The organism is Emticicia fontis, from assembly GCF_054779675.1.
On the sequence record NZ_BAAGXU010000037.1, the window covers coordinates 200,470 to 225,569 of the forward strand.

The 25,100-nt window shown below is 37.6% G+C and carries 17 protein-coding genes; 11 read left to right on the forward strand and 6 right to left on the reverse strand.

Going from position 1 to position 25,100, the window contains the following annotated elements; all coding sequences use genetic code 11:
* The first annotated feature begins 13 nt into the window (after positions 1-13).
* From ACYVFA_RS16665 to ACYVFA_RS16685, 5 genes are all read left to right on the forward strand, one after another.
* Positions 14-2,410, forward strand: a complete 2,397-nt coding sequence (locus ACYVFA_RS16665) for a PA14 domain-containing protein (protein ID WP_460472977.1) — start codon at positions 14-16, stop codon at positions 2,408-2,410.
* Between the two features lie 595 nt (positions 2,411-3,005).
* Complete coding sequence (locus ACYVFA_RS16670; RefSeq protein ID WP_460472978.1) at positions 3,006-4,937, forward strand: DUF1800 domain-containing protein; 1,932 nt, start codon at positions 3,006-3,008, stop codon at positions 4,935-4,937.
* A gap of 7 nt (positions 4,938-4,944) precedes the next feature.
* A complete protein-coding gene (locus ACYVFA_RS16675; protein WP_460472979.1) occupies positions 4,945-6,459 on the forward strand; it encodes a DUF1501 domain-containing protein in 1,515 nt (504 codons plus the stop codon).
* Between the two features lie 15 nt (positions 6,460-6,474).
* Entirely contained in the window at positions 6,475-8,871 is a 2,397-nt protein-coding gene (locus ACYVFA_RS16680) for a PA14 domain-containing protein (RefSeq protein ID WP_460472980.1), read from the forward strand.
* Between the two features lie 226 nt (positions 8,872-9,097).
* Complete coding sequence (locus tag ACYVFA_RS16685) at positions 9,098-10,096, forward strand: sterol desaturase family protein (protein WP_460472981.1); 999 nt, start codon at positions 9,098-9,100, stop codon at positions 10,094-10,096.
* Between the two features lie 21 nt (positions 10,097-10,117).
* On the opposite strand, the gene ACYVFA_RS16690 is transcribed toward ACYVFA_RS16685, so the two are convergent.
* Positions 10,118-10,825 carry a thioredoxin domain-containing protein gene (locus tag ACYVFA_RS16690; protein WP_460472982.1) on the reverse strand — a complete coding sequence of 236 codons (708 nt, stop codon included), beginning with the start codon at positions 10,823-10,825 and terminating at the stop codon, positions 10,118-10,120.
* 231 nt (positions 10,826-11,056) lie between these two features.
* On the opposite strand from ACYVFA_RS16690, the gene ACYVFA_RS16695 reads away from it, so the two are divergent.
* The 3 genes from ACYVFA_RS16695 (at position 11,057) to ACYVFA_RS16705 (ending at position 16,393) form a co-directional block, all read left to right on the forward strand.
* Positions 11,057-13,870: a TonB-dependent receptor gene (locus tag ACYVFA_RS16695; protein ID WP_460472983.1), complete on the forward strand. Its 2,814-nt coding sequence runs from the start codon at positions 11,057-11,059 to the stop codon at positions 13,868-13,870.
* A gap of 77 nt (positions 13,871-13,947) precedes the next feature.
* On the forward strand, positions 13,948-15,711 hold the full coding sequence (locus ACYVFA_RS16700) for an Ig-like domain repeat protein (protein ID WP_460472984.1): 1,764 nt from the start codon (positions 13,948-13,950) through the stop codon (positions 15,709-15,711).
* Between the two features lie 133 nt (positions 15,712-15,844).
* On the forward strand, positions 15,845-16,393 hold the full coding sequence (locus ACYVFA_RS16705) for a hypothetical protein (protein ID WP_460472985.1): 549 nt from the start codon (positions 15,845-15,847) through the stop codon (positions 16,391-16,393).
* Positions 16,394-16,564: 171 nt separating this feature from the next.
* Here ACYVFA_RS16705 and ACYVFA_RS16710 read toward each other — a convergent pair whose 3' ends face one another.
* Entirely contained in the window at positions 16,565-17,686 is a 1,122-nt protein-coding gene (locus ACYVFA_RS16710; RefSeq protein WP_460472986.1) for an AI-2E family transporter, read from the reverse strand.
* A 254-nt stretch (positions 17,687-17,940) separates the two neighbouring features.
* Here ACYVFA_RS16710 and ACYVFA_RS16715 point away from each other — a divergent pair, with 254 nt between their 5' ends.
* Positions 17,941-19,239, forward strand: coding sequence for a DUF5690 family protein (locus ACYVFA_RS16715; protein WP_460472987.1), 1,299 nt, complete (start codon positions 17,941-17,943; stop codon positions 19,237-19,239).
* Between the two features lie 119 nt (positions 19,240-19,358).
* On the opposite strand, the gene ACYVFA_RS16720 is transcribed toward ACYVFA_RS16715, so the two are convergent.
* Both ACYVFA_RS16720 and ACYVFA_RS16725 read right to left on the reverse strand, forming a co-directional pair.
* Complete coding sequence (locus ACYVFA_RS16720; protein ID WP_460472988.1) at positions 19,359-19,841, reverse strand: DUF4494 domain-containing protein; 483 nt, start codon at positions 19,839-19,841, stop codon at positions 19,359-19,361.
* Between the two features lie 103 nt (positions 19,842-19,944).
* On the reverse strand, positions 19,945-21,126 hold the full coding sequence (locus ACYVFA_RS16725) for a hypothetical protein (protein ID WP_460472989.1): 1,182 nt from the start codon (positions 21,124-21,126) through the stop codon (positions 19,945-19,947).
* A gap of 117 nt (positions 21,127-21,243) precedes the next feature.
* Here ACYVFA_RS16725 and ACYVFA_RS16730 point away from each other — a divergent pair, with 117 nt between their 5' ends.
* Complete coding sequence (locus ACYVFA_RS16730) at positions 21,244-21,981, forward strand: nucleoside-specific channel-forming Tsx family protein (RefSeq protein WP_460472990.1); 738 nt, start codon at positions 21,244-21,246, stop codon at positions 21,979-21,981.
* A gap of 28 nt (positions 21,982-22,009) precedes the next feature.
* Here the strand turns inward: ACYVFA_RS16730 and ACYVFA_RS16735 are convergent, their stop codons facing one another.
* Positions 22,010-23,152: a TIGR03364 family FAD-dependent oxidoreductase gene (locus tag ACYVFA_RS16735; protein WP_460472991.1), complete on the reverse strand. Its 1,143-nt coding sequence runs from the start codon at positions 23,150-23,152 to the stop codon at positions 22,010-22,012.
* Positions 23,153-23,893: an HAD family hydrolase gene (locus ACYVFA_RS16740; RefSeq protein WP_460472992.1), complete on the reverse strand. Its 741-nt coding sequence runs from the start codon at positions 23,891-23,893 to the stop codon at positions 23,153-23,155.
* Positions 23,894-24,366: 473 nt separating this feature from the next.
* On the opposite strand from ACYVFA_RS16740, the gene ACYVFA_RS16745 reads away from it, so the two are divergent.
* Positions 24,367-24,894 carry a YMGG-like glycine zipper-containing protein gene (locus tag ACYVFA_RS16745; protein WP_460472993.1) on the forward strand — a complete coding sequence of 176 codons (528 nt, stop codon included), beginning with the start codon at positions 24,367-24,369 and terminating at the stop codon, positions 24,892-24,894.
* Positions 24,895-25,100 lie beyond the last annotated feature (206 nt).

Sequence of the window (25,100 nt, forward strand, 5' to 3'; positions counted from 1 at the left end):
GATGATATAGTACATGAAAAAAATCTATAGAATATTTTTATTGTTTTTACTTATCCCGATAGCGGATATTAAAGCCCAGAGTTGTATCGGCCCGGCAGGACAGGTTAAATGGGGGTATTGGGGAAATTTCCCTTTGTTTCCGGATGTAACCGATGTATGGGCCCTAGAAAACTTTCCGAGCAGACCTGATGGCACTCAGATAATCAACTCTTTAAGAGCACCAATCAATTATAGCGATTTCTACGCAGGTATGATCAGAGGCTTTATTAAAGTACCTCAGACTGATAACTATATTTTTAATCTGACTGCCGACGACAAAGCCGTTTTTTATTTAAGTACTAATCAACTACCAGCAAATAAGGTAAAAAGAGCAGAAGTGGTAGTTTCTACTACCTTAGATCAGCATGATAAAGACCCTGCTCAGACTTCAGTAAGTATACAATTGGTAGGAGGACAGTATTATTATTTTGAGATGTATAATTTCGATTGGACAGGTAATGACCATTTGACTTTATCATGGAAAAAAGCTTCTACTCCTGCGGCTCCCTGGGCTATAGTAGATTTCAATTATATTTATGAATATACCTGCGGACAAGTATGCCCTGAAAGAGGAACACCTTGTAATGATGGTAATTCGGCAACGACCAACGATCAGCAGGATGGATTCTGTAATTGTGTAGGCACTCCTGCTACGGCTAATACCTGTATAGGTGAAAAGGGACTTACTGAAGCGTATTATTATGATAATATAGTGGGTAATTATGTATTCAATGATCTGGTTAATGCCCCAAAATTTCCCTTATCACCAGATAGAAAAGAAAAGCTTTTAGGTGCCTATGGCCCTTTACCGGCTACCCCAACTTATTCTGCTGATAATTATGGAACCCTCGTACAGGGCTATTTAACAGTACCAGTCTCAGGTAATTATGAGTTTAATATAACTGGTGATGGGAATGTGCTATTTTACTTAAGTAGTGATGATAATATCGATAATAAAACGGCTCATCAGGCAAGTGTTTACCAGACAGATGAAACCGATCATACCAATAATGTTTCTCAAACAATAGCACCATTTTTCATGGAGAAAAATAAGTACTATTATTTTGAGTTCAGGCATAAAGAAAATACCTGGAGAGATCACTTTAATTTGTTCTGGAAAACATCGTTTCATGAAGATAAGGAATGGAAAAGAGTACCATCTTTTTATTTATATGATTATAAATGCGATGTGCAATGTATTCCTGCCGGAACAGCCTGTAATGATGGAAATCCTTTTACGAATGATGATAAAATAGTGAATTGTAAGTGCGTAGGAACGCCTTGCTCCGGGCCTGATTGTGACGATGAATCGGCCAGATATAAGGTGTATGATTCATGTAGCCCAACAGATAACCTGACTACTTTGTCGGAGGCTTCCTGGGTTTCTTGTGGTACACTTAAGCCTAATCCTAATGCTGCGCGGTCGGCCAATAAAAACTGGATTATGTATGATTTTGGAAGTTCTTATAAATTTGAGGATACCAGAGTCTGGAACTATAATGTGACTGGCGAAACAAATAAAGGTTTTAAAAGTGTTTATGTTGATTATTCATTAAATGGTACTACCTGGCAACAATTGGGAGGTACTTATTCGTGGCCGCAAGCACCCGGAAATGCAGATTATGCAGGGTTTGTTGGCCCTAATTTTAATGATGTCAGAGCCCGTTATGTACTCATTTCAGCCATTAACAACTGGGGAGATGCTTCTTGCTCGGGTTTTAGTAAAATAACTTTTAATGCGTCTCAATGTGATACTGAAGGTACTGCCTGTGACGATGGTGACCCACTAACGATCAATGATAAATTTGATAATAGTTGTAATTGTAGAGGGATTAATATCAATTGTGCCAGTGATACAATTAAGCTGGATCGCTCGCCTTTGAGTGATGGTGATTACAAAGCCAAGAAAGCAATTGCTGCCGAAAGTCTTGTGCCTGCTACAAAAGATATTACGTTCACTGCTGGTAATAGTATCGTCTTGCTTCCTGGCTTTCAGGTAAATAATACTGCTACTTTCAAAGCTGATATTGCCAATTGCGTTCAACAGGCTTTTGCTAATAACGAAAGATTGGCTAATGCAACTGACGATAAATCAGTAACAGAGTTTTCAACGGATACTACTGAAATTAATAAACTGAAAAAGATTATTTTCAGACTTAATAAGCCGGGTTATGTAAAACTTCAATTGAAAGATAAAAGTGAGAATACGATTGTAACACTCATCGATAGTTATTACGAAAACCTTGGAACTCAAGTCAAATTGTTGCCTACCAATAAACTGCCCAATGGCATATACTGGATAGAATTAGACTACGCTGGAAAAGTGTTGAAAGAGCAAATAGAAATCAAGGATTTTGTCGAAAGTAAATAGCGTATTTGGCTCATTTCTTAAGTATCAAAAAAGAACCCTCTGGTTGAATTTACGGCTCAATAAAAGCATAAATTTTTATCAGAGGGTCTTTTATGTCCTATACCTTAAATTATTTTAATGCTATGTCTGAATGCTTTATATAAGTGTAATAAGACCATATAGTTATCATTTGTTGCCGCTTAATAATAAATATTGTCTTTTACTGATTTGCATCGCCTGGCAGTGGTTTTTTTATCTTTTTTTACACTCTTAGATTTAAAAATTTTAATCTTACCTTAATAATATTTTCTATATATTTGTGTTAATAACAAAACATACCACCTGATCCTACTGATAAATCATCTTAAAATTTGTATAATTTTTATTATTACAGATTACCTTTAAAGTGCTTAAAAACAGATTGAACTACTAGTCTGTAATATAAATACAACATCTAAATTTTAGAATCACCAAGAGTAAAAAATAATAAAAATGGGATTATTGTGCCCTTTCTATTCTGAAAGATAATTTTTTGTATGGTGAGGTTTGCTGCTACATTATAAATCATGCTATTATTAAGGATTAAATTATTTACTTAAATTTCTATTAATTTGAAATGAGCTTTCCTTTGTTAGTGTTTCAAGGGTTTTTAAGAATTCGTCAGGCAATAACTTTTACTTTCCTAGTTGGCTTTACTGGCATAAGTGTGCTTACCCATGCCCAGCAGAAAGTCATCTTTGGGAAAGGTAACGCACCCAATGTAACAGTTTCATCTTCTTCCAGTGGGAGTAATCAGACGGCTCCTAAAACACTGATGAGTTCTGGTTACCTGCCTAATAAAAATGCAGCTGCCAGATTGCTTTCTCAGGCAACTTTAGGTACAGCTTACGCTGATATTGAAAATGTAGCCACAACCGGCATTGAACAATGGGTTCAGCAGCAATTAGCTATGCCCAACTCATTTAAGATTACAAATTATCTGCAAAATCTTCATCAGTCTATTGTAGACTCAATGAAACGGACTGATCCAACCAGAGAATTGTCTAATACATTTTTAAGCGATTGGCATTTTGATATTTCCTGGTTTCAGGGCAGTATGACTGCCACTGATATTTTGCGTTGGAGGGTAGCCTTAGGACTAAGCGAAATATTCGTTACCTCTCGCGTTTCGACATTTGCCGATAACCCCTATGCCTTGGCCAGTTACTATGATGTATTATTAGATAATTCATTTGCAAACTATCGCACACTGCTTGAGAAAATTACCTATCATCCTTCAATGGCGGTTTATCTGACCTATATGAATAATCATGCAACCGATTTTAATAACGGAAAGCAGACATACCCGGATGAAAACTATGCCCGTGAAGTGATGCAATTATTTTCTATTGGGCTATTGCAACTGAATCTGGATGGTACAGAAAAGAAAGATGGCAATGGAAAGCCGATTCCGACTTATAACAATACTGATATAGCCAATCTGGCTAAAGTGTTTACCGGCTTATCATGGGGTGATAGCAAGTATATAGGTGATAGAAGCAAAGACTATTGGAGCTATACGAAGAAGCTGAAGTTTTATGCTATTGACTCTAGTGATGTGTATATAAGATGGTGGGTGACTAATCCGAACAATTGGAGAATTGTAAATGCGCATGAGGTAGGCCCTAAAACTTTTTTAGGTAAAACTATCCCCGTTCGATCGGTAGACCAGGGCGAATTGGATATTAAGGATGCTTTAGATATCATATTTAATCATCCGAATGTTGGCCCTTTCATTTCAAGACGTTTAATACAACGCCTGGTTACTTCAAATCCAAGCCCGGCATATATTCAGAGAGTAGCTACTATATTTAATAATAATGGGAGCGGTGTAAGAGGCGATTTAAAGGCTGTTATAAAAGCTGTTCTGTTAGACCCCGAAGCCCGGGATTGTTGTAATAATGGAAATACCCAGTTTTCAGGATCTTTGAAAGAGCCTTTTTTAAGATATATGAATCTGCTAAAGGGTTTAAACTTAACTTCTCCGACTAATGTATATCGGAACTCAATGAGGAGATCATATGAGAAAACAGGGCAGATTCCTTTGTATTCACCAAGTGTATTTAACTTTTTCTCTCCTGATTACATGCCGGATGGCGCTTTAAAAGGGACAGGTAAATTTGGCCCTGAGTTTCAGACATTAAACTCCCAGACGCTTACAGGTTATATGAATGCCCTTAATACCTGGCTTATCAATGATGATCCAATCGAATATTATGGTTATTTCGGAAATGAAACCTATAAGCCCGAACAAGAACCCAGATTTGATCTGACAGCAGACTATGCTTTGGTCAAAAATGACAGGCTTACCCAATTGCTGGATAAGTATAATCTTATTTTAGCACATGGAAGAATATCAAAGAAAAACCTGGACATTATAAAAAAGACAATATCGGCTATGCCTCTGAATATAAGCAATGGCGTACCTAATAGTGATGATGCTTTCAGAAGAGTGCGTATTGCTATATATCTGATTATGTCTTCTCCTGATTACCTCATCAATAATTAACACAGAAATGAATAGACGTGATTTCTTAAAACAGTCAGGTTGTGCTGCCATGGGAACCACCACCTTGCTGAGTACTTTAACAAGCCTTGGTGCAGTAAACGGAGCCATGAGTAATAAAAAATTTGCTCAGAAAGAGACAGTGGCTGAAGATTATAAAGCATTAGTATGTGTATTACTGGCTGGAGGTATTGATTCTTATAATGTATTAATTCCAAATGGAACAACTAGTGGAGATGATGGATATAACGAATATGCCACAACGAGGTCAGATCTTTCAATCGCAAGTGCTTCACTATTAGCACTGAATAATCCACAATGTACTAGTTTCAGAGGCATACCATGTAGCTATGGGGCTTTTGGAATCCATCCGACTATGACAGGAATGCGTGACCTGTTCAATTCAGGGAAACTAGCATTTATGGCTAATGTCGGCACCCTGGTAGAGCCGATTATGAATGTTAATGAGTTTAATAATGGATTGAAAAAAATCCCGGACGGCATTTATTCTCATTCTGACCAGATTATGCAATGGCAAACTTCAGTTCCTCAAAGTCGAAGTGCTTTGGGTGTCGGAGGTAGAATTGCCGACTTATTAAACGCCGGAAATGCGAACAGCCAAGTTTCGATGAATATCTCTTTAGGAGGAAAAAATATTTTTCAGACAGGTGAAAACGTCTCGGAATATTCGATTAGCAATAATGTAAATCCTAATAACGTAGGGCTTGATATTCTGCCTTCGTGGTGGAGTAACTCGGGTTTGATAAATGACCTGAGAAATGCGGCAGTTGATAGCATGGTTGGCCAAAATTATTCTAATCTACTTCGTGAAACTTATTCAGGTACAGCGAAAGGTTCTATTGCTTCTTATGATCTATTTAAACAAGCACTGAAACGCGTACCAAGTATAACTACCCAATTCCCGAATAATAGCCTGGCAAGTGATCTGGCAGCTGTTGCTAAAGTAATGAGTGTAAGAAATAGCCTTGGTGCAAAAAGACAGATTTTCTTTGTGACCTACGGCGGCTGGGATATGCACGATGGCCTGGCTACCGGATTGAACCAACGTTTGCCAGTGGTAAGTGGTGCCCTCAAAGCCTTTTATGATGCTACTGTTGAATTGGGCATTGCTGAAAATGTAACAACTTTTACTATTTCAGACTTTGCACGTACAATAACCTCTAATGGGCTGGGCTCAGATCATGCCTGGGGTGGAAACTCAATGATAATGGGTGGAAGTGTAAAAGGCGGAAAGATTTATGGCGCTTTCCCGAGAATGGATTTGAGTAATAACCCGCAAAATATTTCATTCAGAGGAAGTTTCATTCCGGCCGTTTCGACTGACGAATTATACGCAGAAATGGCATTGTGGTATGGTGTCAGCCCGGCTGATTTATGTTACGTTCTGCCAAATCTTGGGAATTTCTATAGTTATACGTCCGGAAATTACCCGATAGGGTTCATGAATTTTAATGGTACTACAATTTCGACTGAAGATAGACCGCAGTCGTGCTTAACTTACTAAGCTAAATAAGAGCAGATGAAAAAAACTTTTTACATACTATTATTTATTCTGACTGCCTGTTCAGTGAGTGTTGTTAAAGCACAAAATTGCATAGGACCTGCCGGACAAGTAAAATGGAGCTACTGGAATAATTTTGTTTCATACCCGAGTATGAATGATTTATCGGTTTTAGAAAATTTCCCTAGTAGACCAGATGGCTCTGAAATGATAGGCTCATTAAAAGGACCTGTTAATTATACCGATTATTATGCCGGAATGATCAGGGGGTTTATCAAAGTCCCCCAAACCGCTAATTATATTTTTAACCTGACCAGCGACGATAAAGGCTTCTTTTACCTGAGTACCAATCAGTTGCCTGCCAATAAAGTAAAAAGAGCGGAGGTTACCTCTTATACAGGTGAAAACGAACATGATAAAGAACCCGGACAAACTTCTGCCAGTATACAACTGGTAGGTGGGCAGTATTATTATTTTGAATTATATAACTTCGAAGGTGGTGGTGGAGATCACCTGACTTTATCCTGGAAAAAGGCTTCAACGCCTGATGCTCCCTGGGCTGTAGTTGATTTTAACTATATTTTCGAATATGCCTGTGGACAAGTATGCGCAGAAAGAGGAACGCCTTGCAACGATGGAAATGCCGCAACTACCAACGATCAGCAGGATGGTTTCTGTAATTGCGTAGGAACCTACCCGACTGCCAATGCTTGTGTAGGTGAAAGAGGATTGATTGAAGCGTATTACTATGATAATATCGTAGGAACTTATGTTGAAAATGACTTGATTAATGCACCGAAATTTCCATTATCGCCAGATAGGAGAGAGAAACTAAAAGGAGCCTATGGGCCTCTACCTGCTACTCCTTTATATTCTGTTGATAATTACGGAACACTTGTGCAAGGATACATCACGGTTCCGGTTTCTGGCAATTATGAATTTAATCTGACAGGCGACGGGCAAACCTTCTTTTTCTTAAGTAGTAATGATTCTCTTGAAAATAAACAGGCGCGTCAGGCTTTGGTTATGTATGGTACAGCAGAAACAGATCATTCGAATTCGGTTTTTCAGACGATAGGGCCATCCTATATGGAAAAGGGCAAGTATTATTATTTTGAGTTCAGGCATAAAGAAAATACCTGGCGAGACCACTTTAATCTTTACTGGAAAACTCCGTTTCATGAAAACAAGGTATGGAAAAGAGTTCCGGCTTTTTATCTCTTCGATTATAAATGCGAAATCTCATGTATAGCACAAGGCACTCCTTGTAATGATGATAACCCTTTTACCAATGATGATAAAATTAACGGGAACTGTCAATGTGTAGGAACTCCTTGTTCTGGCCCTGATTGTAATGACGAATCAGCGAGATATCAGGTGTATGATTCATGTAGCCCAACAGATAACCTGACTACTTTTTCAGAGGTTTCCTGGATTTCTTGTAACAATACCACGCTTAGAGCCAATCCAAATTCCGCACGGGCAGCCAATAAAAACTGGATTATGTATGATTTTACAAGCCCATATAAATTTCAGGATTCGCGAGTGTGGAATTACAATGTAACCGGAGAAACCAATAAGGGCTTGAAAAGTGTCTATGTTGATTATTCATTGGATGGCATTACTTGGCAACCCTTAGGAGCTACCTATTCATGGCCTCAGGCTCCTGGAAGTGCTGATTACTCGGGTTTTGTCGGCCCTAATTTCAATGATGTAAGAGCTCGTTACATTCTTATTTCAGCAATTAATAATTGGGGAGATGCGACCTGTTCAGGGTTTGGGAAAATAAATTTCAGCGCATCGCTCTGTGAAAACGAAGGTACTGCCTGTGATGATGGAGACCCGCTCACAGAATACGATAAATTTGATAATAGCTGTAATTGTAGAGGTATTAAAATCAATTGTGCAAGTGATTCTATTAAACTAGACCGCTCTCCTTTAACTAATGGTGAAATTAAAGCCATTAAAGGAATTGCCGCTCAAAGTCTTGTTCCCAGTACCAAAGATATTTCATTCACTGCTGGTAATAGCATTGTACTACTCCCTGGTTTTGAAGTGAACGCCAATGCCGTATTTGAAGCCAATATTGGCGATTGTGTGCAGAAAGCCTTTACCAATAATCAAAGAATGAGCAATGCTACTGATGATAAATCTGTAACAGAGTTTTCAACCGATACTACCGACACCAATAAGCTCAAGAAGATTATCTTCAGGATTAATAAGCCGGGGTATATAAAACTCAAATTGAAAGACAAAGGTGACAATACGATAGTAACATTGATAGATAATTATTTTGAGAATCTCGGAACACAGATAAAATTATTGCCTACAAATAAACTTCCTAAAGGTATCTATTGGATAGAATTAAACTATGCCGGGAAAGTGCTGAGGGAACAACTGGATTTAACCAAGTAGTGTAACTCTTACTACTTCATATTGTTTTGAATTGAAGTGATTAAAGGCAACTTTAATCACTTTTTAATTTAATGCCTTACACTTAAGCTCTAAAATAACTATACCTTAGTGCCCTGTTTTTTGTATTTTTCTTATATCTACCAATGAAAGGAAAATTACATATTTGCTTAAAATAGTGATATATGATAATACAAACTAAACACTCCCAAGGCTATAACTGAAATTTATGGAATTTTTTATTAAAGTTCTGAACGAAATCATTGATTTTTTCAGGATTGGCGGATTATTGACGATCATTCACACTGGTCATTACGAAGTATTATTAACATTGGAGGGTTTTCTGAGTTTTCTATCACCGATTGCCCCTTTGTTAATCATCTTCGAAATAGTGTGGTTACTCGTTTCCAGCCGCTTTAACAAAGAAACTTATCGGGTTCCTTTCATGATTATCGTGATTAACCGTGTCCTGTCACGCTTAATCGGGGTTTCGGTTATTCTACTTTGTATCAAAATCTTTAGTAAATATGCCATTTTTCATGCACCACTTAAATGGTACTGGTTTATCTACGGCTATCTGGTTTATGAGCTAAATACCTTTATCCGTCATTATCTGTCGCATAAAGTACGATTGCTCTGGTGTTTTCATTCCGTACATCATGCTCCCGAAAGCCTCAATGCCTCTATTACGCTCAATACCTCTTATTTTGAGAATATCTATACCGAAATTTTCACGGCTACTTTTTGTACTATATTAGGATTAAACCCAGTTATGCTTTTTACTATCATGATCATTGATAGTGTATGGGGGGCATTTGCACATATCAGCGAAAACTCTTTAAAAAATGCCAGATTAGGATTCCTTGAAAAGATTATCCTGACACCTTCGCATCATAGAGTACACCATGGACGGAACTTCCTTTATATGGATACCAACTTTTGTTCGATCATTAATATATGGGATAGATTATTTCAGACTTATCAGGAAGAAGAAGAGAGCGTGCCTGTAGAATACGGAATTACCAGAGAAGTAAATTCGAAGAAAATAGTAGACGTTTACTTCGGTGAATTTGGTGAACTATGGCATGATATTAAGAATGCTTCGGGTCTGAAAAATAAACTACTTTACGTTTTCATGCCTCCGGGTTGGAATCCAGAAGGAGAGGATTTAACCGCTAAGACGCTAAGAGATAATTTTATAAAGACATTAAAAAACGAGGCTTCATAAACCTCGTTTTTTATCTGATACTTACTGGAGTTTCTTAACCACATCCACTTTCTCAATAAACCCTACATTCGCCCAACGGAGGGTTTTGTTTTTATAGACTTGTAGCACAGGCAGGGCATCTACTCCTAATTCTTTGCATAAGGCTTGATTGTCATCAGCGTTGATGCGTACTACCTGTACTTGGTTTTTCATATCAGTAGCAATTTCTTTTAGATAAGGCTCCATTCTTTTACAGGGTTCACACCAATCAGCATAGAAATCTATCAAAACTAGTTTGTCAGTATCAAGCAACTGGCTGAATTGTTGTTTACTCATGCCTTCTGATTTTGTAATACCAACGGTAGTTTCCGGCAGATTGGCAGCGCGCCATTTCATGATTCCTCCATCCAGTTCATATACCTCTTTGAAACCCATCTCACGCATTTTTGTAGCAGCAGCGGCACTGCGCATACCGCTCAGGCAATAGACAAAAACAGGTTTCGATTTATCCATTTGTTCAACTCTGCTGGCAAAATCAGCATCCTTCCAGTTAATATTTTTAGAATCTATTAAGTGTCCTTTCGAAAATTCTTCCGGTGTTCTTACATCCAGAACCGTTTCATTGGGCAATTCTTTAATTTTTTCAGCGAAGTTATTAGCTGAGAGCGTATTCGATTGACTTTGACTTTGCGAACAAGCCGACATTAGAATTATCAGACCAATCAGGCCATTAAACAAGTATTTCTTCATTCTTTTATGATATTAATAAAAGACAAAGGTAAATTATACTTTTTAGTTTGTATGTGATTATTGTTACATAAGTGGATCTTAATCCGATAAAATCTTAAATCTAAAAATTTAACACTGCTGTGAGGCTTGTTTTTCTATTGTCCAAACATAATTAACCCATAATATTGACTTAACATTAGCTTAATATTGGAGCAGTAGTTTTGCACCGTTAAAAACGACACAAAAACCAATATGACCAAGCGAGCAATTTCTACTACTCTTTTTTTATTATTTGCTACTGTTATCACTTTTGCCCAGACGGGCACCATTCGCGGAACAATCAAAGATGCTAAAACCAATGAAGATCTAATTGGGGCTACTGTTAAAATCGATGGAACTTCTTTAGGTTCTGTAACTGATATTAACGGTTTCTTCTCGATTGCTAAAGTTCCTGCAGGTAAAGCGAAAGTGGTGATTACTTATGTTTCTTATAAAGACAAGGTACTTTCGGAGGTAGCAGTTGTTGCAGATAATATAACAGAAATCAATACAGCTCTTGAAGAAGAGGGCGCACTTCTGGCTGAGGTAAAGGTGACAGCCAGCCGATTAACAAATACTGAAGTATCAATCATTTCGGAAATTAAAGCAGCGCAAATGGTGGTTAACGGTATTTCGGCACAACAGATTGCCAAATCCCTTGACCGTGACGCTGCACAAGTGGTGAAACGTGTACCGGGTATCACAATTGTAGGTGATAGATTTATCAATATCAGAGGACTGAACTCACGTTATAACAACGTAATGCTGCATAATGCTTTTACGCCAAGTATGGAAACTGACGTAAAGTCATTCTCATTTGATATTATTCCAAGTTCGCAAATCGATAGAATGTTGATTTTCAAAAGCCCTTCGGCTGAATTGCCTGGCGAATTCGCTGGTGGTATCGTGAAAATCTTTACAAAAAATATCCCTGATAAAAATTCTTTAGTAATTGATTACAGTACTTCTTACCGTAGCAATACAACTTTCGCAGATTTCTATCAACCAAATCAAGGTAAAAATTATTGGACAGGTTTCAATAATGGTTATTATGATTTGCCTAAATTCTTCCCGGCAAGTATCAACGACATTTCAAACAATCCTGCTGCTTTAGAAACTGCCGGTAGATCGTTGAAAAACGAGTGGATTGCGAATAAAGGTAATGCTACGCCAGACCAAAGAATCGGTATTACAGGTAATTATAGATTTAATGTTGGTAACGTAAGAATTGGTAACGTAACCGCAGTAAACTACTCAGATACCCGCACCAATTTTGTAGTAGATCGGAATGACTTCAATGCTAATATCAATAACACGCAGTCACCGATATATAATTTCAACGACCAACAATATAGTCGTAATATCCGTGTAGGTATTATGCATAACTGGGCATTCCGTTTGAATGACAATAACTCAATTGAATGGAAAAACTTATTCAACCAGTTAAGCAATTCAAACTATACACACCGTACTGGTCGTGCGATTGAAGCTAACTATGATCCTGATAACCATTCATTTAACCAAGTGTATCGTGGTATCTATACCGGACAATTGACTGGTAAACATACACTAACCAAAGGTAAAACAACCATTGATTGGGTAATTGGTTATAACAATTCATATCGTGACCAACCAGACTACCGTCGTTATCGTTCAGATGTTGACCCTAACAGCGGTACAAAATCAGTATATATTCCGGTAGGTACTGCTCAGGCTTTCTTCTTAGGGAGATGGTTCTCTAAAATGAAAGAAGATGGTTATACAGGAGCAGTTAACCTGACGCAAAAAATTACGCTTTCAAAAGAGAAAGAAACTGAAATGGAGTTGAAAGCGGGTGTTTTCTATGAGAAAAAAGACCGTAGTTTTGATGGCAGAAACTTAGGTTATGTTCGTGGTGGTAATTTCAACGGTGAGCTTTTCACAGCACCAATCAACGTTATCTTCAATAATATCAATAATACGAACGGTATCAGAATTGATGAGCAAACAAACCCTAATGACTCCTATACTGCAGGTAATAAATTGTTAGCTTATTATGCTATGGCAAATATTCCACTTAGCAAAAAGCTGAATATTATTGCTGGTGCACGTGTTGAAGATAATACTCAAAGTTTACAATCTGCCTTCATTGGTGGTGCAAAAGTATCGGTGAAAAACCCTGTACTAAGTGTCCTTCCTTCTGCTAACCTTTCTTATAACTTCTCTGAGAAAATGTTGATCAGAGCAGCTTACGGACAAACAATTAACCGTCCTGAGTTCAGAGAGTTAGCTCCATTCTCATTCTATGACTTCGATTTCAATGTAGTATACGAAGGTTACACAGGTTTGAAAGTAGCTACTGTTAATAACTTCGATGCGCGTTGGGAACTTTATCCAACACCAGCTGAAGTAGTAAGCGTTGCTTTGTTCCACAAAGATTTCAGAAATCCGATTGAGATTGAAGTAGAACAGGGTAGTGGTTCATTAGGTGCGAAAACTTTTATCTATAACAATGCGAAAAGTGCCAGAAGTACAGGTGTTGAACTAGAAATCAAAAAAGGTCTGGCTAGTATTGCTGGTGGTTCAAAATTCATTGAAAGGGTAAGCGTATTATTCAATGCTACTTTATTGGTTAGTAAAGTAAAGCTAAGAGATGGTTCGGTAGGCCAGTCAGACAACCGTCCGCTACAAGGTCAATCACCATACATTGTTAATACAGGTATCAACTACAACAACCAGGAGAGAGACTTCCAGGTAAATATTCTCTACAACGTAATTGGCAAAAGAATCTTTGCAGTAGGTTTTCAGGGGTATCCAGACCTATACGAAATGCCTAGAAATGTACTTGACCTTACTTTCTCGAAAGGCATAGGCAAACAGTTTGCGATCAAAGGTGGAATCAATGATATTTTCAATCAGGCAGCTTTGATTTTACAGGATGGTAATCAGGACGGTAAGTTTGACCGTAACAAAGATGAAATCATACAACAGTACAAACCAGGCAGATTAGTCTCATTAGGCGTGACGTACACTTTAAGTGGTAAATAAATCGAATCGTTCGACCGTGTTTATATCTAGTTATCAATTAATCATTATCTGAGTTTAAATTATAAACCCCAAAAATTATGCAATTTTCTAAATTCTCTAGATTGTTTGCAGTATGTACAATGGCAGTTTCTGCTGTATTTGTACTGAATGCATGTAAAGACGATGAGGAAACAGTTTTCCCGGCTCCAACTGTATCAGCAGGCGCTGCAGCATCAGGTGTACCAGGTGCGAAAGTTAACGTTACCGCTTCTGTAAGTGCCCCAGCTGGCTTGAAAACTTTGACAGTTTTGAAAAATGGTGCTGCATTTGATACAAAAACTTATGCTGGTACTGAAACTTCAGATAACTACACTAAAGAATATACTATTGATAATGTAGCTGCCGGTACAACTGTAAACTTTACTGTAATCGCTACAGATAGCAAAGGTCTTTCATCAAACCCTGCTACATTTACTGTAACTGTAACAGCCGTCCCTCCAAAAACTATCACAGTAGTTAAAGGTTTGTTGACTGGTAACATTACCTGGACAAAAGACAAAATCTATAAAATCTCAGGTTTTGTACGTGTAGGTGGTGATACTACTGAGACTACAGCTGCTGGTGTTGCTACAGGTACTTTAACTATCGAGCCAGGTACAGTTATCATTGGTGAGAGAGCTACTAAAGGTACTTTGATCATCCAACGTGGTAGCAAAATCATCGCTAACGGTACTGCTGCTGAGCCTATCGTATTTACATCAGAAAGAGGTGTAGGTGAGCGTGAAGCTGGTGACTGGGGTGGTTTAGTAATTTGCGGTAAAGCAAAAAATAACTTACCTGGTGGTTCTGCACAATTAGAAGGTAGCTACAAAGCATGGCACGGTGGTGCTGATGATGCTGACAACTCTGGTAGTTTGAAATATGTACGTGTTGAGTACGCTGGTGTACCTATCAATCCGAACCAGGAAATTAACTCTTTCACTTTCGGTTCAGTAGGTAGCGGAACAGTTCTTGAAAACCTACAAGCTTCTTATGGTGGAGACGACTCATACGAGTGGTTCGGTGGTACTGTAAATGCTAAATATTTGGTTGCTTACAGAGGTCTTGATGATGATTTTGATATGGATAATGGTTTTAGAGGAAATATCCAATTCGCAGTTGGTCTTCGTGGTGCGACTAGTGCTGACCAATCAGGCTCAAACGGATTTGAAGTTGACAACGATGGTCAAGGAACTTCAAATGAGCCTTTCACTTCGCCAACTTTGGCTAACGTTTCTTTGATTGGTGCTAAACAAAGCCAGGAGACTTTCATCAGTACTTTGTTCCAGAATGGTATGCACTTACGTCGTAACAACAAAATCAAAGTATATAACACTTTCGTAACAGGTTATCCAAATGGTGTTTATATCGATGGTTCTACTACAGCTGCCAACGCTAACTCTGGTCAATTAGTATTGAACAACGTAGTATTAGCCGGTGTAACTGGTTGGGGTACAAACGGTTGGGGACAAGGTGCAGCTACGCAACCACAAGGTTTCCCTGTACGTGATGTAAATACAGCAACTCCTCCAGCTGATTTAATGATTGGTACTGCAAAGCCTTCAGTTTGGTTTGCTGGTCTTTCAGGTAACAAAACTCTTGCTTCTTGGACAACTTCAGGAATCAGCACTTCAGTATTTGGTACTGGTCGCCCAACATTTACTATCACTGGTACAGCTGCAGATGCTTTAACTAAAGGTACAACTGCGGTTACTTTACCAGCATTCTTTACAGCTACTGATTATGTAGGTGCATTTAAAGATACAGACTGGACTGCAACTTGGACAGAGTTCAACCCAAGTTCAGTAGTTTATATTAAATAATATTTTCTGAAACCCCACCCTAACCCTCCCCAACAATGGGGAGGGGACAAAAAAGTCTCTCTCCCCATTGTTGGGGAGAGAGATTTAGGGAGTGGGGTTTTAAAAGACCTTTTTTGTTTTTCTCAACACCAATATGAAACAGTTTTTTTTAATGAGTATTTGTCTGATTACCTTATCGTGTCAGCCAGACAAATACAGTGTGAGTGCCTATTTTGATAAAACACAACAAGATTCTTTACTGACCAATGTCATAACTTACATTTATAGTAAGGCCCCTCAGTCAAGCAATCAAACGAGATTCCAGCCACAGTTCCGGAAATTCTATGTTGCTGTTCTACCAAAATTCAGTTTTGAGAATTATTACATCGCTCCTGATAGTACGCATTATTTTTTTGTGATTCGTCCGGTAGGAAATATGCCTTATAAAAGGGGAGTTATAGGTCGGTATAAAATGGGTAAAAACCTGATGCCGGTTGATTTTGAAGAAGTAGTAAATACACCACATTTAGACGAGAAAACGGTAAAAGAAAGAGGGAAGTTCTTGTTTACTGAACTCATCAAAAACGGAAATCTGGATAAATATCTGCCAATGAAAGATTATATAGAATGGCCTGATGCAAACCTGATTTACGATAAAAAACTCAACGAGTGGGTAGGTCCCACACCTGAATCTATACAATAAAAGATATTAGTTTAACAACTAGAAGACTATCAGCCCTTTGGTTGAGAATTGAATCAGCAGATTCATATTGGTGTTAAATCAGAAAAGTCAGAAGCCTTGCTTCTGACTTTTTCTTTTGTGTATATCCTGGCAAATTTAACTCTGACAATATTTTTTTCGTAAAGATTCAACTTACTTTTCCTCCTTTTTCTTCAATCTTTTCTCCATTCCTTTAAAATTGAACGCCACTTTACCAACTCTGGGCTGGTTATCTCCTATCAGAAAGCCAAATGGTTTTAGGTCATCTATTCTATCGAAAATCACCTTAAGTATGGCTGTAAGCGGTATAGAAAGAAACATGCCAGCTACACCACATAAAGCACCGCCAATAAGCACAACCACAATAGAAATCAATGCATTTAAATTGACTTTACTGGCTACAATTTTAGGTACAATTAAATTGTTATCTACAAACTGAACTACCGAGAACAGAGCAATTACCCACAGCACGTAACTTGGTTCTTTGGTAGTAAGTGCCATAGTAATCGGAAAAACCATAGCTATCAGATTACCAATATAAGGAATCAAATTCAACAAGGCGGCGATGATGCCCATCAATACGGCATATTGGATACCCATAATTAATAATCCAGCTGAAATCATGGTAGATACAATAACTGCCTCTATGAGTAAACCTATCAGATAGCTTTGAATCAGCGCCTTAGTTTCGTATAATATTTCTTCTACCAGTTTTTTCTTAGGTCCCTGAAAAAGCATCGCAATAAACTCTAATAGCAAAGGTTTGTAGAAAAGAATGAGGAATATATATACAGGCATTAAGATAAATAGAGTAAAGAAATTGCCTAAAGCACCTAGTGTCGTAGCGATTACGGCTGTACCGTTTTTCAAACCTTCAGCCTTGAGTTTCTCTATTCCTTCCTGAATCTTTGGTTTACTAAGATTAAAAGTCTGTGAAATCCAATTAATTGCGTTTTGTGCGAATTCGTCGAATTTTTGTTTAAATTGAGGAGCAGAATCACTAAACAGCATTAATTGTGAACCAATAAAAAACAGAACTCCACCAATAAGAATAGCTGCTGCCAGAATAGCCAGAACAATTGCTAATATCTTGTTAACGTTTTTGCTCATCAGAAAATTAACTATTGGATTGAGCAGCATGGCAACAATAGTAGCTAATATAAACGGAATAATAATATTTTGCCCGATATAAAGTACAAAGAAGAAGCCCACCAGACCCATAGTGATTTGTGCAAGCTTGAGATAAACAGGTACTTTAAAAGTTGTTGAATCCATCAGAGTGTCTAATTAATAGGTATTTAATTTATCAGCATTTACCAAAGAGTCTAAAAACTCTATCCAGCCTGTTTTATTACCGATTTTTAACAACACAAGGGTGTTTATACGTACAAGGAAGGGCTTTTGTAGAATAATACGTATATAGATTGTAGAATTAATTCCACAAGCTTACTGTCTTTTATTTAATACTGGCTTAACATTGAATTTATATTTCTTAGCGAACTTTCAGTTTCATTTAATATTGGTAACCTGTGAAGAGAATCCTTGAAAAGTCTGAAGTCTTATTAATAATCTGGTGTATCATTGCAGCGTTTGGTACTTACTTTTGTATGTATGCCTTTCGTAAGCCTTTTACCACAGGATTGTACGAAAATTACGAACTATGGGGCATGGGCTACAAGAGTATTCTGATTATCTCGCAGGTGTTTGGCTATATGCTTTCTAAAATTATTGGTATTAAGGTAATTGCTGAATTGAAAGCCAAAAGTCGTATTTTATTAATTATTGGCTTAATTGCTTTTGCCGAACTTTCGCTCATTGCCTTTGGATTTGTTCCTTTTCCCTACAATTTCGGGTTCTTATTCCTCAACGGTTTACCTTTAGGTATGGTTTGGGGTGTTATCTTTAGTTTTTTGGAAGGCCGTAAGCTGACCGAATTTCTGTCATTAGGATTAAGTTTAAATCTGATAACAGCGTCTGGTATATTGAAAACTATTTACCTTTATCTGCAAGAAACCTATCACATTCAGGAGTTTCATATGCCTTATATCATAGGCCTTATCTGTCTGCCTTTCTTCTTTTGTTTCGTCTGGATGCTAGCCCAGATTCCACCACCAAATGAAGAAGATTTACGTTTAAGAAACAAGCGGATTGCTATGACAAAAGCAGATAGGAGCAAGATTGTCAAAGAATTTGGTATTGGCCTTTTCTGCTTTATAGGTATGTATCTGTTGATGGCCACCGTACGGGATTTCAGAGACAATTTTGGTATTGAGTTATGGAGAGAACTTGACCCAAAAGTCAGTAAAACGATTTTTTCTGAAATAGAAACAACTATTGGTCTGGTAGTAGTAAGCCTGATTGCTTTAATCGCATTTATCAGAAATAATTTTTACTCTTACCTTACCTTTTCGGGTATGATGCTCATTGCAGTATTAGCTTGCGGGGGTAGTACATGGGCTTATCAGTATCAGATAATTTCACCAAAACTATGGATGGTAAGCTTGGGTATTGGCTTGTTCTTGCCTTATATGTTGATACAAACCGTTGTATTTGAACGCCTGATTGCCTTATTCAAAGCAAATGGTAATGTAGGGTTTCTGGTGTATATCTGCGATTCAATTGGATATCTGGGCAGTGTGTCGCTTTTAATCTATCGTGAGTTTTTCTTGAAAAAGATTTCTTTTGTTAATGTAATGATCACATTCGGCTATATTCTTTCTGCTGTTTGTATTGTTTTGATGGTTACACAACTTGCTTACTTTACAAATAAGCATTTAAAAGGAAGAGGATGGTGGAAGGTAGCTCCGAAATCATTGGTGAGTGAGTAATTGTCTGAACTTTGATTTAACTGATTTATGTGATTAAAATGATTAGATGAAACTTATTTCGCATAAATAGGTATTTCAGAGAAATCATTAAATCAGTTAAATCAAAGTTCAAGATATAATCAATTCTCCTGCAACTCTGCCAATGGCTTAAAATTACCACTCTTTAGCTTTTCTTCTACGGCATCATAAGGGATTACTTCCAGAATATTGGTGATATTAATATCTGTAATCTGATAGTCTTCTACTGTACCTAATCTTTCCGAAATAAGCTGGTATGCCTCCAGAGGATTTTCGGCATTGATTAACATATTGAAAGGAGTGCGTTTTTCTTTCTGAGATTTCTCATCGAAACTTATGAAGTTTACTTTTACTTTAAACCACGTTTCTGCGCCATCTTCAACAAAATATACTTCCTGCAATTTCATGCGTGATAGTCCGAATAGGTGGAATTCTGGTGTGTTTGAAGCAACCGTTGAGTAGATTCTCGCTTCGGCATCAGTATAAGATACGGCGTCTACTAAATATACTTCGGTGATTTTAATAGTTCTGTCTTTTTCGTCTACCTTATTGTAACGAATTTTCCCTTGATACCAAGCTGACATAGTGTAAATGGATTATTTATGATTGGAAAACAATTATATGCAAAAATACAGAGGCTAATCTAAACTAAAGGTATATACGCATCAATTAAATTAAAATTCGGACTTAATCTCCACAATCCTGCGCTTTCAGGCTAAAGAAATCTATGTGCGCAGGTATAACTGGTGTATTGGGCATAAAGCCTTTCAGGGCAAATATGCCTATATATTTCGGCTCAATTAATAAGTCTCGGGTCTTGATTTCCTTAAAAGCAAATAAATCACTTTCTCCGGTGGCATATAAGAAACGATAAGTATGGTTCTGTTTCTCAATCCGCAAGGCCGATTTTTTCAGGTTTTTGTGGACAATAGCCGATTGCAAAGAATCGGCACTGAAAATGACTGTATGTGCTATTTCTTCAGGTTTACTATAATTGCCATCGGTTGCACTAATGGCTTGTAACAAGATTTCGCCGGGCTTGGTGAATCCTCCAAAAAAATTGTTGAACGAAAGTGTTAACCTGACACTCTTGCTATTAAAAGTAGTATCCTCCATCAATAAAAGCCCGACCTGTTGCCAGTTTTGTCGAGGAATGAAATTATTCAATTGAACCTCAGCTGAAAAACAGGAGCTTGGTATTTCTTTCAAAAGCAAATTCTTAATGCCGATTCTGCCTGCTGTATCAGGATAGTTATCACCATCTAAGGTATAAAGGGTTAAATGTCCTACTTTTTCATCTCGCTTGTCCCAATATATAGGGTCTTCCTCTTTAAGTATCCAGCCATTTTTTGCTAGAGAATTCTCACTCACGGTGGCAAAATCATCAATGAAATCAATAGGTTTTGTATTCTTTCGGTATAGATAAATAGCTATGGTTGTCAATAATATTACCACGGCTATTAAATCCCAGAATTTGAAGTTAAACACAAAGATAGGTTTGCGACGCTTGCGTTTGGTACTTTTAGCTTTGGCAAAAGTATCACGATAGTTGTACCAATAGCTGAAATGCGCTTCATTCTTCTTTCGCGTGGCTTCATCAGTTTTGGCAGCGTTGGTAACATATCGGGCAAGCGTATCTAAAGTAGCCGTGCTTGGATTCTCCTGTTTATTGGTACCGGGATTGAGAATATGAAGAGAATAATTTTTGATGCTTTTCCAGCCTACCACCAAACCTGTGCGCTCCAGAATCTCATTCGAAAAATGCTTGCTTTCTGTCTCTGAAAGAGGGTTCGTTAAATTCTTCCAGAAGCACTTTTCGTGGGCTTCGTGGAATAATCTGAAAAAAGCTTTTTCGTCTATATTGCTCATGCAGTGGCTTACTGGTATGCGTTATTAACGTTTACGCAAGGTTTATGCTTGAATTACGGAGCATATTTTTTTTTCGGATGAGATTTGAATCACCAAAAAACAAAATTAAAGATTCAAATGAACTCATGTATCAAGACAAGCCTGATTTTTATAAGCCTTTTATTTACATCAATTCTTGTACAGGCACAAGACTTACAATTACATTACGATTTCCGTCATACAGTTGACCCAAAGTTGAATCTGAGAAATTTTCCGATGATTAGCTTTCAGTATTTTAAAGAAATTGATACTGTTGGTACAGGCTCGTTTCTATTTAAAGTGCAGACCTTTCTGGATGGCGAAAAAAACAACACCAATCAGGCATTCTTACAAGTTTCACAATCTTTGCGCTTCTGGAAGCCAAAAGTCTATCTCTCATTGAATTATAGCGGTGGCTTAGGCATTGCAGACCCATCCTTTGGCTATTATATCAGAAATTCTTTTGGGGCAGGAGTATCGTATCCCTTTCAATGGAAAGGCGCATGGTTGAGTGCCGCAGTCTTGTATCGCTACAACGCCTTCGCAAAAGGTAGCCACGACCCACAGTTTACTTTCTATTTCGGCAGAGGTTTTCTGAACTATAAAATCTTCGTAGAAGGCAGTATCGTCTCATGGACAGAAAACCGTGACCAGGGCATTGAATATACGAAAGGATTAACAGGAAAGAAATTCGCCTTTTTCGGAGATCCACAAATCTGGTTCAACATTAAAAAGGGTTTTTCTGTCGGCTCAAGAGTGAGTTTGTATTATCATCTATTGACGGATAGGAATGTCATGCAGGCATATCCTACGGTTGGGACTAGGTATAAATTCTAGATTATGGTCATTTTTTAATTGTTATATTTCACAACAACCCCGCAATCACACTCTCTGCATACCCTGCACTGGTAGTCATACCCTTGCCACCAATTCCAGTACGGATGTGGATATTCGGGCTAATATCATGTTCGAAAATCTCGTCTGGGTGTTGGGCATAGAAACCTGCCCATGAACGGGCAATTTTTCTGACCGGGAAACTCATGATGCGTTCTGCTTCTTTCAGCATCAGGTCGTTGATATAGGTTTTTGTATCGAAACCTAATTCATCTGTGCGGCCTACCGGTGCATATTCATGAGAATCACCGATAATGATAGAGCCATCAATTGCCTGTTTGAACAGGATATGAATACCCCATTTCTTTAATTCGGAATAGTGGTCAGGTGTGGTAATATTTTTGAAAGAAGGGCATTGCTCGAATGATTCATAACGACGGATGGATAACCCTGTCAGGATATTTCCTTTAATAGAAACATTCGTCATAGGCACAGTCTGCAACATCTGCAATTTGCTCACAATCATACCGCTTTGTGCATATACTTCCGGGAAAAGCAGATTAAATACATAGCCGCTACAAATAATAGCCTTATCAGCAGTATATTGTTGCATGCCACCTGTCAGAAGCGTCACAAAGCCTGATGCCTCTGTGCAATCAATCACAGTGGTATTCGTGAGATAAGTTACCTGCAATTGCTCTTGCAGATACCGAAGTACTTTATAAATCAATAAATTTGGTTCTACACTTACTTCATTCGGATAGTAGATTGCTCCGCGAACGTAATCTTCTTTCAATTCAGGATATAAATCCAGACACTGTCTTTTTGAGAGGAGAATACACTCATAGCCTTTGCTTTGGTGAATATCATACAATTCATTGGCCAGTTGCCATTCGGTTTCATCAGAAGCAATGTAGATAGTGCCATTTTTTCTGACAGAAATATCGAACTGTTGCTGAATATCTTTATAAATTTCAAGGCTTCGTCTGCCGAAATCAAACCATTTGCCGGATGAGCCCGAAGGGACGGCTTGTCCGAAATTTCGGACAGTTGAACTGACAGGGAAATTATCTTTTTCGATAATTAATACCTTTTTGCCTTTTTTTGCAGCATGGAAAGCATGAAAAGCTCCCATAATACCGCTGCCAACTATAATAAGATCGTAGTGTTTCATTTATGCTTCGCTAAGAACCCCTAAGTTAATAATAATGTCTTTTAAATCCTTCAAAGAATTTAATAAACCATCATTACGCAAGATTGTTAATTGTTGACGGGTATGTGTACCATTTACAACGCCAAGGGACATACGACAGCCAGCTCTTACTCCCGATTTCAAATCAGAAGGCGTATCGCCAATATTGATTACTTCAAAAGGATCGGCAACACCCATCAATTTCATTGCTTTCTGAATCATGTAGGGTTCAGGGCGACCTTTCTGTACTTCATCACTGGCGATGGACACATCAATAACTGATTTGCCAGAAGTATTCACATAATTATATTCCAGGCCATCTAGCCATCCTAATTTATCAAGAATAATATTGGTTACTGTGCGATAGAAACCCGTAGTTAATGCAATTTTGATATTATTCTTACGTAGGAAATCAAATATTTCAAGGCAACCCTCGGTAGTTCGGACCTCGTTTTTGCGATAGTGGTCTTCCAGAATCATACGAAAATAATCATAAGAATAGACTACGTTTTCATTATATTCAGGATGCTCTCTTCCTATTTTTTCTTCCCAAAGCATCTTGAAAACCTCTACTTTAGAATAGCCTTGCAGGGCCAGAATCCGTTCTTCCGATACATTCAAACCTACATAATCACAAGCATTGACAAAGCAGGTTTCAACTTCCTTTTTGTCCTGAACGGTCGTTCCGGCCATATCGAAAACAACTAATCTGATTGGATACATAAGATATTGTTTTTTGACAAAAATAAGTCAAGAGCTTTGATTAAACACATTATATTTTTGTTAAGCCTGGCCACCAAAAGGCCAGAAATGTGTTAAAATTACACTTAGAAAAGTGCTGTTTTTACATCTACATTCTCAAGAAGTACGTCTTCCCATTCAGCAGGTTCATAGAAGTGTTTAAAAGACATTTTTATTACCAAAAAAACATATTTGGGGAAAATATTGCCCATAAAAGGATAAAAATCTACTTTTCAGCACATACCTAAAATGTAATAAATAATCAATTGGTTTGCTTATAAATGGTTGATTATAAGTTGTTTAATTTATTTTCTTTTGGTTTTTAAAGATCTTTTCATTATGGAGGAACTAATTTTTTAACTTATATAACAGCTGATTGATTTTGGCTGATTTTTTAAATTTTAAACTTTATATGACATGCTATTGTCAAAACCACAAATAAACACGATAAGATTATGAAAAATGTAATAATTTTCGTCTCACTTGCAGCAGCTGCGATGGGATGTAATAATGGAACAAATTCTAATAAACAGATACAAGCAGCCAAAAAAGCTGCCGTTGATTCAGTAAACAGAGTAGTAGAAATTGAGCGCATGAAACAAGCAACTATCGACTCGATGAATCTTATAAGAGAGCAGGAACAACAAATTGCAGAGGCGAAAACAGCTAATACGTCTACTAAGACTAAAGAGACTGTGATTTATAGAGATGGTGGATACTCTAATGCCAATGGTAGTGGATATACGCCAGTATCTTATAACTCAACAGCACCTGCTAAAAAGAAAATGAATCCTGCTGTGAAAGGTGCCTTGATTGGTACAGGTGTAGGTGCATTGGCCGGGGTAGCTATTGCCAAGGATAAAAAAGGTAAAGGTGCCTTGATTGGTGCCGCAGCCGGTGCCGCAGCCGGTGCTTTGGGTGGGGTGATTATCGATAAGCAACAGAAGAAGAAAGCACAGCAACAACCCCAGATTTATTATTAATTTCACAGCCTGACTATAAATTAGCCCTCCTGAAAGAGTTTATTCAACCCTTCTCAGGAGGGTTTTCTTATGCGCAATTTTCAATAAAACTATAAAAGCCAACAAAGTTTATATTTACTTAATATTTTATTCGATTGTTAATAATCACTTCATACAGACTTAATCTTTAGTTTTTTCTTCCTGTCGACTTTTGCATTTTTATTACA